Below are 11763 nucleotides of genomic sequence, written 5' to 3'. Positions count from 1 at the left end.
CCGATGTGGAGCGGGTGATGTCACTTTGTAGCCGAGATTGGATAAAACTGACCTAATGTTTAATCCGATTGGTATAAAAAGGCGGCCCGCAGGCCGCCATATCGTTTGCTGTCGTCAGAACGGGAAGAACCAGGGGATGGCGATGACGCTCACCACCATCACCAGCAAGGTGAAGGGCACGCCGATGCGCACGAAGTCCATGAACTTGTAGTTGCCCGGGCCCAGCACCAGGGTGTTGACCGGCGACGAGACCGGCGTCATGAAGGCTGCCGAGGCGGCGATGGCGATGGTCATGGCAAAGGGATAAGGCGACACCCCCATCTGATGGGCCGTACCCAGCGCGATGGGCGCCATCAGCACCGCCGTCGCCGTGTTGGAGATGAAGAGCCCGATGACGGCACAGAGCACGAAGAGGCTGGCCAGCATCACCCTGGGACCCATCTCCCCTACTGCCGAGATGAGCGCGCCGACGATGAGATCCACCCCGCCGGTCTGCTGCAATGCAAGGGCAAAGGGCAGCATGCCCACGATGAGGATCAGGGTCGGCCAGTGGATGGACTTGTAGGCACTCTCCAGATCGATGCAGCGGAACTTGCCCATCAGCAGGCAGGCGATGAGCGCCGCGATCACGTTGGGCACGGGATCTGTCACCATCAGTACTATCATGACCCCGAGGGCAATCAGGGCGTGAATGGCCTGGCTGCGGGCCGGCGCCATCTCGTCCACTTCCGCAGGCAGGCCCAGCAGCAGAAAATCGCGATGATGGGTCTGCAACTGACGAATGAGGCTCCAGTTCCCCACCACCAGCAGGGTATCCCCCATCTGCAGCGCCTCGTCCACCAGCTTGCCGGTCAGCGCCTCTCCATCCCGGCGGATCCCCACCACGCTCAGACCGTAACGGGAACGGAAGGTCACCTCGCGGATGCTCTTGCCGAGCAGCCGGGAGCCGGGGATGAGGGAGACCTCCGCCATGCCCACCTCCCGCGCCTGATCGGAGAAGTATTCGCCGCGCAATATCATGGGCTCGAGCCGCGCCTCGCTGCAAAACTCCCGCACATCCACCTCGGGATCCGACATGTCGATGAGCAGCACGTCCTTGGCCTGGAACTCAGTCACCCCGGTGACACTGACCATCACCCGCCTGAACTTGCGCCAGCGCTCCATCCCGATGACGTTGGCACCGAAGCGGGCACGCAATTGCAGCTCGTCGAGGGTCTGGCCGATCAGGGGGGAGTCGGGCCGGATCGCCAGTCGGCGTGCGCGCCCCGCCAGGCGGTAGTCACGGATGAGATCCCGCATGGTGCTGCGTCCCATCTGCTTGCCCTTGCCCTCCTCTCCTTCACGCACCAAGGAGGTGCGCATCACCAGCATGTAGAGGATCCCCATCCCCAGAATGATGACCCCCATGGGGGTGAAGCCGAAGAAGCCGAACCCCTGGATGTCGTGCCGCATCAGTTCACTGTTCACCACCATGTTGGGCGGCGTTGCCACCAGCGTCATCATGCCGCTGATAAGGCCGGCAAACCCGAGCGGCATCATCAGTCTGCCCGCCGGGATCCCCATCCGGTTCGCCACGCTCAGCACCACGGGGATGAAGATGGCCACCACCCCGGTCGAACTCATCACGGCCCCCAGGGTCGCCACCGCCACCATCAGCAGCACCAGCATGCGGGTTTCGCTGCTGCCGGCCACCTTCACCAGGGCATCTCCCACCTGATAGGCGATGCCGGTACGCACCAGCCCCTCCCCCACCACGAACAGGGCGGCAATCAGAATGACGTTGGGATCGCTGAATCCTGCCAGCGCCTGCGGCAGGGTCAGGGTGCCGCTCAACACGAACAGAATGATGATCAACAAGGCGACCACGTCCATACGTACCTTGTTGGTAATAAACAGGAGAATGGCACCCACCAGCATGCTGAGCACCCAGATCAACTCGGAATTCACACTTGCTCCTTTTGTTCAACGTCAACCACGGCCGGCCTCGGACGCCATCAGACCACAGAGCCCGTCCCCCTGATTTGTTACATATCAAGAAAGAAGAGACCGCATCATCTCACATTCAGGTTCAGTTGCGGCCATTTTACCGGTCCGTGAACGCAGTCGGTCGCCCTTCACATGTCGGGGTAAAAAGTGCTGCACGCTCCCCCCGCCCCTCCTAAAATGGGCCCGCCGCGGCTGAGCCGCCCTCTCACCCCTTGCCCTTCGGAGACGACATGACCCAGCACACCCCGGCCTACCCGGCATTCACCTTCTTCAGCCGCTTTGTCGCCGACATCCAGGCTGGCCGAAAGACCATCACCATCCGCGACGAGAGCGAGGCAAACTGGCGGCCCGGCCAGCGCCTGGCCCTGTTCACCAACCCGGAACACCAGCCTTTTGGCACCATTGAAGTCATCTCGGTCAAGGCGGTCGCCTTCGAGGCGCTGAGCGACGAGCACGCCCGTCAGGAGAACATGACCCTCCCCGAGCTTAAAGATGTGATCCGCGATATCTACCCCGCACTGCCGCCCCTCTATGTGATTGAATTCGTGCTGATTGAAGCCTGATTTTGTGAGCTGCCTCAGCTAACGCCGGTTGCGCTCACGGGCCAAAAGCGCACAATGACTGTTTTTATATACAGTCATTGGTGTCTTATGGAAAAACAACTCGAACCGGCCATCGCAGCCATGGTGGCAGACTTCATCGCCGCAGGTCGTCCCAAGGCGAGCCAGCTGAGCTGGCAGGCGCGCCGTGACGGCTACCTAGCCTCTGCCCTGTTGGGCGGTGAGCGGGAAGAGGTGGGCGCCATTGAAGAGTGGCAGGCCGATCACCACGCCATCCGCTGCTATCGGCCCGCAGACAAACCGGACCCCGCGTATCCGGTGCTGATCTATTTTCACGGCGGCTGTTTTGTCAGCGGGGATTTCGAGACCCACGATCGCCAGATGCGGATGCTGTGTAACCGGGCCAGTGCCCTGATCTTCGCCGTACACACCCGCCTCGCCCCGGAACACACCTATCCTGCGGCTCACGACGATGCGCTGGCCGCCACGCGGGCCATCATGGCAGAGGTGGAGAAATGGCATGGAGATCCGGCACGTCTCGCCATTGCCGGCGACAGCGCAGGGGGTCATCTCGCCCTGGTCACCACCTTGCGGCCCAAGGCTGCCAGCGCCCCCTTGCCCAAGGCCCTGCTGCTTCTCTATCCCATGCTGGATGCCCTCTGCGAGAGCCAAAGCTACCGCGATCTCGGTGACGACTACCTCATCACCCGGGACATGCTCGCAAGCGGTTTTCACGCCTACCTGGGCAGCCTGCCCCCCAGCCATCCCGAAGCCAGCCCGCTCCACCATCCCGCCCTGTCAGGATTGCCGCCGACCCATATCGTCACGGCGGAATATGATCCGCTACGCGACGAAGGGGAAGCCCTGTATGGCAAGCTGGTGCAGGCTGGCGTCGATGCCACTTGCCAGCGGCAGCATGGCGTCATCCACGGCTACTTCCAACTGGCGGCCATCAGCCCTGCCGCTCGTCAGCTCATCGACCAGATAGCCATGATGCTCAGAAGACTCTGAGTTGGAACCGGCCCCCAAGCCGTGTTAAAAGTGTCTCTTTTGAATCAGGGAGGTAACCCGAGTGTTCGAGATAGCGAGCCTGAAAGAGGGCATGATGCACGGGGTGGAGCTGTTCCAGTTGTTGCTGGAGATCATCTCCATCGCCTGCGTGGTCATCGGCCTTGGCAAGACCCTCTGGCTGGCGGCCAGAGTGCGGGATCACGAGCCCGGCTTTCCCCGTATCCGCCTCTGCTTCGGCAGCTGGCTCATCCTGGCGCTGGAGTTCCAGCTCGCCGCCGACATCCTGGCCACCACAGTGGCACCGAGCAAGGAGGAGCTGGTGCGCCTCGCCATCATCGCGGTCATCCGCACCTTCCTGAACTACTTCCTCGGCAAGGAACTCGATGCCCAGGCCGAGCGCCAGCAACCCGAGCCTGTCAGGTCACCTTCCCGCCCCGACGCCCGATGAGCGGGCTGAGTGGCACAAGGCCACGACACGGAAGGAAAGGCACCAGCCTGATCCCATGAAGAGGGCTCCCCGCGGGGAGCCCTCTTTGTATCCGATAGCAACCATCAGTCGTGCTTGCTGGCCAGCTCGTGGCGCTTCAATGCCAGCAAGGTGACCAGCAGGGCTGCGGTGGCGATCAGCGCCATGCCGATATAGGTGGCGCTGAAACCGGGTGCCAGTTCGGCCGGGCTCAGGCTGGCCAGATTGGGGCTGCTGCCTGCTGGCAGGGCGGCATGGAACAACACAGCGCAGATGGCGACACCGACCGCCCCGCCCAGCTCCCGGCCGAAGTTGAACAGGGACATGCCGATGCCGCGATCCTCCCGTGGCAGGGCATTTTGCACCACCACAGAGAGGGCCGGCAGCACCAGCCCGAGGCCAAGCCCGGCGAACCCCAGCCCCAGATTGGCAAAGAGATCGAAGTGAATTTGCCACAGCGCCAGCGCCGCCAGGGCGAAGCCCGTCACCACGAAACGCCGGTAGTGACCAGTGCGACCGATGAGCTTGCCGCCGACGAAGGCCCCCGCCGTGATGCAGACCATGAAGATCACCATGATCTCGCCACTGTCACTGGCGCTCATCCCCTTTTGCCACTGCATCTGCAACGGCAGGTAGACCAGCACGGCAAACATCAGCAACTGCGAAGCCAGCGCCAGCAGCACGCTCACCAGATAACCCGGCAGGCGCACCAGGTGGGCCGGCAGTATGGGGTCGTGCGCCCGCCGCTCAGTCAGGACCAGCAGCAACAAGGCCGCCCCCAGCGCAGCCGCGAGCCAGACGGCGGGCAAGGCCGCCTCCGGAGAGAGCAGCAACAGGGTGAGGGTGGTGACCGTGATGAGCAGTGCCGTTCCCTTCCAGTCGAAGCGGCTGTGGCGACGCACATTGAGGTGACCCAGATTGCGGTTCACCAGCCAGAGGGCGATAGCGCCGAGCGGCAGATTGATCCAGAAGATCCAGCGCCAGCTGAGCTGCTCGGTAAAATAGCCACCGAGCAGCGGGCCTGCGATGCTGGAGACCGCATAGACCGCCGAGATATACCCCTGATACTTGCCCACCTCCCGTGGCGGAATACAGTCGGCGATCACGGTAAAGGCGAGTGCGATCAGCCCCCCGCCCCCCAACCCTTGCAGCACGCGGGCGGCCAGCAGGGTTGGCAGATCCTGGGCCAGGGCGCAGGCCACTGATCCCGCCAGAAACAGGCCGATACCGATGTTGAGCATGCGTCCTCGGCCGAACATGTCGCTCAACTTGCCATAGATGGGCAGGGCCGCAGTGGCCGCCAGCAGATAGGCGGTCACGACCCAGGTGAGGGCGGCACCGGCGTTCAGCTCAACCCCTATGATGGGCAAGGGGGTGGTGACGATGCTCTTTTCCAGTGAGCCCAGGGCGATCACCAGGGCCACGTTCGAGAAGACGGTTTTGGGGGACATAGGCAAGCTCGCTCATGTGAGATATCGGCACAGGGGGTGCAAGGCACATTATTGTCTCATAAATCATTAGCCGATGGTCAAAACCACTGCCTACCATGATGAAGGTCGCGACATCTGCAAGCCGGATCTGCTAGGGTGAGTCTTTGCCGAAGAGGACGCCCCCCATGCCCCAGTCATCCCCCTGCGATCATCACCAGAGTGAACAGCCCCGATTCGACGAGTACGACGCCCTGATCTTCGACATGGATGGCACCCTGGTGGACTCCATGCCTCTGCACCTGGATGCCTGGGAAATCACCAGTGCCGAGTTCGGCCTGCCGTTTGATCGGGCACAGCTCAACGAGTACGGCGGCATCCCCACCCGCAAGATAGTGACCATGCTGGCAGAGCAGCACGGGATGACCGTCGACGTGGAAGCCTTTGCCCGGCGCAAGGTGGCCCTCTACCTGGCACGGACCGACGACGTCCGGGTGTTTCCCGCCATGTGGGAGCTGGTCAGGCAGTACCACGGCAAGGTCCCCATGGGCATAGGCACCGGCTCAACCCGGGAACATGCGGCGCACATCCTGCGTCAGACCGGGCTCGATGCCTTCATCTCCGTGCTGGTGAGTGCCGATGATGTGGTCAATCACAAGCCCCACCCGGACACCTTCCTGAAAGTGGCCGAACAGCTCGGCGCCAACCCGGCCAACTGCCTGGTGTTTGAAGACACCCGGATAGGCATTCAGGCGGGCAAGGCCGCCGGCATGACCACCTTGCTGGCCACCGAAGGGACGCTGCAACGGGTGTGAGCGGTGCGGGCCCATCCTAACCGACGGGCCCGCACCAGCTTACTCGGCCTCATTCTCCCCCTGCTTCCCACCTGCCGGTACCGGGCCGTCCGGCCGCTCAAATCCCAGATCTGACATGCAGTTGTCAAATTCCGACTCCCCCGGTTTGCCATGCTCCTTGCAGCCCTCAAACGCCGCTTTCATCTCGGCCGACAGCTCGTGCGGAGGCTTGGGCGGGGTACGGCTGCCCTGATCGCCCGCTGCGGCGGTCAGAGTAGTGAGGGAAAACAGCAAAGGCAGAACAATCTTCATGGTATGACTCCAAAACGGGTGGCATACACCGGCACGGTGCGGCGATGGCCCACGGCAGCGGGCGGCATCATGCTAGCGAATCGCCGCGAACTGATGGGTCAAGGGGAGGTAAAGAGGGTGTCAGGTCGGCGTAAATCCATAAAAAAACGCCCCAGGCGGGGCGTTGTTTTCATGGCGGCCATTACATGGCGTTGGTGGATTCGAAGATCTTGTCGGCCGACGCTTCGACGAAGCCAGGGTAGAGCACGCCATCGGCCTGCGGGTAGCGCAGGGCAAACTCGTAAAAGCAGCTCGGGATGGTGCGCACGCCGTCGCTGAAGGGCACCTCGGCCTTGTCTGCCATGGTGGAGGATTGCTCCAGCATCACCTCGGGATCGCCCTTCACCTCGCCGCCAACGGTGTTGAGCACGAAGCCTGCCGCCTTGAGTGCCGCATTCACCTGCTGGATGGTGTCGAAGTCCTTCAGGCGGTTGATGTTGACGGTGAAGTGGTTAGCACGATAACCCCAGGCGGCCATCCAGGCGGCATACTCGCTCTCTGCCAGCAGAGTCTGGTAGTCGGTGTGGGAGACCTGCCAGGGCGCGCCGGCGTAGAGGAAGGCCGGGGTGTCGGTGAGGTGATCGGGTACCTGATCCACCAGCTTGTGGATGATGGCCTGGGCAACTTCGGAGAGCTCTTCCACCTTCAGCTCGCTGATGAACACCTTGGGCGCATCAGGATCTTTATGCTCGAAGTGTTTGGCATAGAGCTTCTTGGCCTTGAATACATACTCGCCCTTCTCTTCATACCCCAGGGCGCGGAAGTGGGCCGCCAGTTTCTCGAGACCGAGCTTGGGCAGGTTGTAGGTCCGAAACGCCACATGATCGTTGATGATGGGGGCACCGCCGCCCAGCAGTTGATGAACCTTGTGAGCACTGGGAGTGACCTGAATGTAGTTGTCCCACAGATGGCCAAACAGGGTGTCGATATCCTTTTGCATCTCTCTTTCCTTTGATTGCGGGTACAGACTGGGGCACCTGTTCAGTGCCCCTCTTTTATTTTCTTGTTATCAGAAGGTCAGACCGGGAGACAGTTGATCCGGCATAGCAGCCTTGCTGTCTTCGACGGAGGCGACCGGGTAAGCACAGTAGTCGGCGGCGTAGTAGGCGCTCGCTCTGTGGTTGCCGGAGGCACCGATGCCACCAAAGGGGGCGGCACTGGAGGCGCCGGTGATGGGCTTGTTCCAGTTGACGATACCGGCACGGATCCGCTTGAAGAAGTGGTTCCAGTCCGCTTCGTTGTCACCGAGCAGGCCGGCCGAGAGACCGAAACTGGTGGCGTTCGCCTTCTCGATGGCCGCATCGAAGTCATCGTAACGAATGAGCTGCAGCAGCGGGCCGAAGTACTCTTCATCCGGCAGCGCGCTGACCGCGGTCACGTCGATGATGCCCGGGGAGACAAAGCCGGTGCCCGCTTCCAGGTGCTTGAGGGCAAGCAGGCTTTCGCCACCGAGGCGCTGCAGGTTGGCTTGCGCCTCGACCATGCCGAGTGCTGCCTTCTCGCTGATCATGGCGCCCATGAACGGCTGCTCGGCGGCGTCATAGAGGCCGACCTTGATCTGGCCGACCACCTCCACCAGGCGCTTGACCAGGGCATCGCCCCGCTCGCCGCGCTCGACAAACAGACGGCGCGAGCAGGTGCAACGCTGGCCGGAGGTAATGAAGGCGGACTGCACGATGGCATGGACGGCGCCGTCGATGTCGCTCACATCTTTCACGATCAGCGGGTTGTTGCCACCCATCTCCAGTGCCAGGATCTTGCCCGGCTGGCCGGCAAACTGCTGATGCAGGAAGTGGCCGGTACGGGAGGAGCCGGTGAAGAAGAGGCCGTCGATGTCCGGGTTGCCGGCCAGCGCCTTGCCGGTGTCGACCTCCCCCTGCACCAGGTTGAGCACCCCCTTGGGCAGCCCCGCCTCCTGCCACACCTTGACCATGGCTTCAGCCACCATGGGGGTCAGCTCGGAAGGCTTGAACACGACCGCATTGCCGGCGATGAGCGCCGGCACAATGTGGCCGTTGGGCAGGTGGCCCGGGAAGTTGTAGGGGCCGAACACGGCCACGACGCCATGGGGCTTGTGGCGCACGAACGCCTTGGCGCCCGGCATGGGGTTTTCCACCGTGCCGGTACGCTCGTCATGGGCGCGGATGGAGATGGCAATCTTGCCCTGCATGGCCGCCACTTCGGTGCGGGTCTCCCACAGCGGCTTGCCGGTTTCACGGGCGATGGTCAGGGCCAGCGCCTCCTTGTGCTCGCCGAGCAGGTCGGCATAGCGGCGCACGATGGCAAGGCGCTCTTCAAGGGCCAGATCGGACCAATGGTAGAAGGCCGTGCGGGCCGCCTTGACGGCCGCATCCACCTGGGACTGGCTTGCCGCCTCACCACGCCAGATCACCTCGTTTTTGGCCGGGTCGATGGATTCGAACGGCTTGCCTTCACCGGCCAGCCACTGGCCATCGATAAACTGGACTAAAGACATCATCAATTCACTCCCTGTGGGTACGCAGGCCGCTTCGGCAGCCTGTCTCAATGCTGTGCTGCGGGGCGGGTCAATCCAGATCGACGACGCGCACCATGTCGCCATTTTCCACCTTGAGGGCGGCCGCCATCTTGGGCGGAATGATGGCTTCGTGCTTGTCCAGATCGACCCGGATGTTGCCGTAGCAGGCGCGGTATTGCTCGAACCTGGCGTTGCAGATGAGGTAGGTATGGCCGCCGATGGGCTCACCCACCAGCACCGCCAGCTTCTGGCTGCGGCGTACGCTGCGAATGTTCTTCACCTCGCATTCGACGGTGGGGCCGGCGTCGAAGATATCGACATAGCCGCGATTCACGAACCCCTCATCCTGCAGCATCTTGAGGGCAGGCCGGGTCTTTTCGTGGGTCTTGCCGATGACGGCGCGCGCCTCGTTGCTTAGCAGATTGACGTAGATGGGGTACTTGGGCATCAGCTCGGCGATGAAGCGCTTCTTGCCGATGCCGGTCAGATAGTCGACTGTGGGAAAATCCATCGAGAAGAAATGTTTTTGCAGCCACTCGTAGAAGGGGCTGTGGCCGTTGCCATCGGAGACACCACGCATCTCGGCAAAGACGGTACTGTCAAACAGCTCGGGGTGTTCGGCCATGAACAGGAAACGGTGCTTGGAGAGCAGACGGCCGTTGAGCCCCTCGCGGGCGCATTCACGCAGAAACAGGGTGCAGAGCTCGGAGTTGCCTGTGTAGTCGTTGGAGAGGGTGAGGGTTTCCACGACATTGTAGATGCCGAGCTTGGGGGAGGAGTGCACCACCTTGCCGATGTGATAGTTGTAGAACGCCTGGGACAGGCCGACCGCCGCGTCGATGGCGCAGGTACCGACCATCTCCCCGGTCTCCAGATCCTCGGCCACGAAGAAATAGAGGCACTCGCCCTTGCCGGCGGGCTTGTCCAGGAAGGTCTGGGTCGAGGCATCGATCTTGCGTTGCAGCAGCTCGTCGTTGACCGGCAAGGATGTCATGCCGGTGCCGGATTCGATGGCACAGGTCTTGAGGCCAGCGAAGTCGCGCTGCTCGATAGGACGGATAACCAACATAAATGACAACTCCCTTTCATTGACGACAGGTGGGGTCCCGGCTCCTGCCGGGAGGGCTCCCCACCTCAATTTGGATCAGGCGTTGACCACCTGAGCGACCGCTTTCTCGAACCGGGCCAGCCCTTCCTTGATGTCTGCTTCCGGGATCACCAGGGAGGGGGCAAAACGCACCACGTTGGTACCGGCGACCAGCGCCATCAGGCCCTGATCGATGGAGGCGAGCAGGAAGTCGCGAGAGCGGCCCTTGAAGTCATCGTTGAGCACGGCGCCCAGCAGCAGGCCCTTGCCGCGCACTTCGCTGAAGCAGTGGTACTTGGCGTTGATGGCTTCCAGCCCTTCGCGGAACAGCTGCTCGCGCTGCTTGATGCCGCTCAGCACTGCCGGGGTGTTGACCACGTCGATCACCGCCTCGGCCACGGCACACGCCAGCGGGTTGCCGCCGTAGGTGGAGCCGTGAGTGCCCACTTTCAGGTGGAAAGCGATCTCGGTGGTGGTCAGCATGGCCCCGATGGGGAAGCCGCCGCCCAGCGCCTTGGCGCTGGTGAGGATGTCCGGGGTGATGCCCAGACCCATATAGGCAAACAGCTCGCCGGTACGACCGACACCGGATTGCACCTCGTCATAAACCAGCAGGGCGTTGTGCTTGTCGCACAGCTCGCGCACCCCCTTGGCAAACTCGTCGGTGGGGCTGATGATGCCACCCTCGCCCTGCAGCGGCTCCATCACCACGGCGCAGGTGTTGTCGGAGATGACGGCAGCCAGCTCCTCCAGGTTGTTGTAGGCGACGTGGGTGATGTCGGCAGGCTTGGGACCGAAGCCATCGGAGTAGGCAGCCTGGCCACCCACGCTGACAGTGAAGAAGGTACGGCCGTGGAAGCCCTGGTGGAAGGCGATGATCTGGGTCTTGTGGGCCCCGAACTTCTCGATGGCGTAGCGGCGGGCCAGCTTGAGGGCCGCTTCGTTCGCTTCGGCACCGGAGTTGCAGAAATAGACCTTCTCGGCGAAGGTGGCGGCGACCAGTTTCTTGGCCAGGCGCAGGGCCGGCTCGTTGGTCATCACGTTGGAGAGGTGCCACAGCTTCTCACCCTGGGATTTCAGGGCCTCGACCAGTTTGGGATGGCAATGGCCCAGGCCATTGACCGCGATCCCGCCCGCGAAATCCACATACTCGCGGCCTTCCTGATCCCAGACACGTGACCCCTCGCCGCGCACCGGGATGATTTTGGCCGGCGCATAGTTGGGAACCATCACTTCATCAAACACTTCACGTGTCACTGCCAACAACTCTGACATATTGCTCTCCTGCTATCTCGCGGCAGAATAATCCACCGCCCAAAAGTTAAATCCGTGTAAACGTGGCGGAATTATCACAGAAAAAAAGTAAAAAGTCTGTAACTTAACCGCCTATAAGGAACAATGTTCGATTGCCTTTGAGATTTTAGGCAACCGCATTGCATAACGGCTCAGGGGGTGTTGGCAAGAGATAATTTGGACAGGGAGGAGGGTGAATAAAGTCTCAGGGAAATTTTTGGTTCTTCGCGGGATCTTGGGGAAGTGGAAGTTGACAGACAGGGTGCTGGTAAACTGGCTGTCTCCAAACAC

11 protein-coding genes are annotated in these 11763 nt (G+C 62.0%); 4 read left to right on the top strand and 7 right to left on the bottom strand.

What is annotated here, in order from left to right; translation table 11 throughout:
* Nucleotides 1-114: 114 nt before the first annotated feature.
* Nucleotides 115-1947, bottom strand: a complete 1833-nt coding sequence (locus OKB81_RS16290; RefSeq protein WP_160838172.1) for an SLC13 family permease — start codon at nucleotides 1945-1947, stop codon at nucleotides 115-117.
* A 269-nt stretch (nucleotides 1948-2216) separates the two neighbouring features.
* On the opposite strand from OKB81_RS16290, the gene yqfB reads away from it, so the two are divergent.
* The 3 genes from yqfB to OKB81_RS16275 all read left to right on the top strand — a co-directional run bounded on the left by yqfB (nucleotide 2217) and on the right by OKB81_RS16275 (nucleotide 4005).
* Entirely contained in the window at nucleotides 2217-2549 is a 333-nt protein-coding gene (gene yqfB / locus OKB81_RS16285) for a N(4)-acetylcytidine aminohydrolase (protein ID WP_042014549.1), read from the top strand.
* An 87-nt stretch (nucleotides 2550-2636) separates the two neighbouring features.
* Nucleotides 2637-3557, top strand: coding sequence for an alpha/beta hydrolase (locus OKB81_RS16280; RefSeq protein ID WP_160838174.1), 921 nt, complete (start codon nucleotides 2637-2639; stop codon nucleotides 3555-3557).
* A 61-nt stretch (nucleotides 3558-3618) separates the two neighbouring features.
* On the top strand, nucleotides 3619-4005 hold the full coding sequence (locus OKB81_RS16275; protein WP_010673839.1) for a DUF1622 domain-containing protein: 387 nt from the start codon (nucleotides 3619-3621) through the stop codon (nucleotides 4003-4005).
* Between the two features lie 104 nt (nucleotides 4006-4109).
* Here OKB81_RS16275 and OKB81_RS16270 read toward each other — a convergent pair whose 3' ends face one another.
* On the bottom strand, nucleotides 4110-5474 hold the full coding sequence (locus OKB81_RS16270) for an MDR family MFS transporter (protein ID WP_270805317.1): 1365 nt from the start codon (nucleotides 5472-5474) through the stop codon (nucleotides 4110-4112).
* Between the two features lie 164 nt (nucleotides 5475-5638).
* On the opposite strand from OKB81_RS16270, the gene OKB81_RS16265 reads away from it, so the two are divergent.
* Entirely contained in the window at nucleotides 5639-6265 is a 627-nt protein-coding gene (locus OKB81_RS16265) for an HAD family hydrolase (protein ID WP_160838178.1), read from the top strand.
* Between the two features lie 39 nt (nucleotides 6266-6304).
* Here OKB81_RS16265 and OKB81_RS16260 read toward each other — a convergent pair whose 3' ends face one another.
* The 5 genes from OKB81_RS16260 to OKB81_RS16240 all read right to left on the bottom strand — a co-directional run bounded on the left by OKB81_RS16260 (nucleotide 6305) and on the right by OKB81_RS16240 (nucleotide 11454).
* Entirely contained in the window at nucleotides 6305-6556 is a 252-nt protein-coding gene (locus OKB81_RS16260) for a hypothetical protein (RefSeq protein WP_160838180.1), read from the bottom strand.
* 181 nt (nucleotides 6557-6737) lie between these two features.
* Nucleotides 6738-7535 carry a DUF1338 domain-containing protein gene (locus OKB81_RS16255; protein ID WP_103259708.1) on the bottom strand — a complete coding sequence of 266 codons (798 nt, stop codon included), beginning with the start codon at nucleotides 7533-7535 and terminating at the stop codon, nucleotides 6738-6740.
* Nucleotides 7536-7604: 69 nt separating this feature from the next.
* A complete protein-coding gene (gene astD / locus OKB81_RS16250; protein ID WP_103243572.1) occupies nucleotides 7605-9074 on the bottom strand; it encodes a succinylglutamate-semialdehyde dehydrogenase in 1470 nt (489 codons plus the stop codon).
* A 67-nt stretch (nucleotides 9075-9141) separates the two neighbouring features.
* Entirely contained in the window at nucleotides 9142-10161 is a 1020-nt protein-coding gene (gene astA / locus OKB81_RS16245) for an arginine N-succinyltransferase (RefSeq protein WP_010673834.1), read from the bottom strand.
* 75 nt (nucleotides 10162-10236) lie between these two features.
* Nucleotides 10237-11454, bottom strand: a complete 1218-nt coding sequence (locus OKB81_RS16240) for an aspartate aminotransferase family protein (RefSeq protein WP_270663967.1) — start codon at nucleotides 11452-11454, stop codon at nucleotides 10237-10239.
* Nucleotides 11455-11763 lie beyond the last annotated feature (309 nt).

It is taken from the genome of Aeromonas sp. QDB56 (assembly GCF_027705505.1).
GTDB classification, from domain to species: Bacteria; Pseudomonadota; Gammaproteobacteria; order Enterobacterales; family Aeromonadaceae; genus Aeromonas; species Aeromonas caviae.
This window is presented reverse-complemented; position numbering and strand designations above follow the sequence as displayed.

Bases quoted from the DNA above. Each gene is read 5' to 3' on its own strand.
- OKB81_RS16240 (WP_270663967.1), bottom strand. From the start codon at position 11,454: ATGTCAGAGTTGTTGGCAGTGACACGTGAAGTGTTTGATGAAGTGATG.
- astD (WP_103243572.1), bottom strand. From the start codon at position 9,074: ATGATGTCTTTAGTCCAGTTTATCGATGGCCAGTGGCTGGCCGGTGAA.
- OKB81_RS16260 (WP_160838180.1), bottom strand. From the start codon at position 6,556: ATGAAGATTGTTCTGCCTTTGCTGTTTTCCCTCACTACTCTGACCGCC.
- yqfB (WP_042014549.1), top strand. From the start codon at position 2,217: ATGACCCAGCACACCCCGGCCTACCCGGCATTCACCTTCTTCAGCCGC.
- OKB81_RS16280 (WP_160838174.1), top strand. From the start codon at position 2,637: ATGGAAAAACAACTCGAACCGGCCATCGCAGCCATGGTGGCAGACTTC.
- OKB81_RS16265 (WP_160838178.1), top strand. From the start codon at position 5,639: ATGCCCCAGTCATCCCCCTGCGATCATCACCAGAGTGAACAGCCCCGA.
- OKB81_RS16270 (WP_270805317.1), bottom strand. From the start codon at position 5,474: ATGTCCCCCAAAACCGTCTTCTCGAACGTGGCCCTGGTGATCGCCCTG.
- OKB81_RS16255 (WP_103259708.1), bottom strand. From the start codon at position 7,535: ATGCAAAAGGATATCGACACCCTGTTTGGCCATCTGTGGGACAACTAC.
- astA (WP_010673834.1), bottom strand. From the start codon at position 10,161: ATGTTGGTTATCCGTCCTATCGAGCAGCGCGACTTCGCTGGCCTCAAG.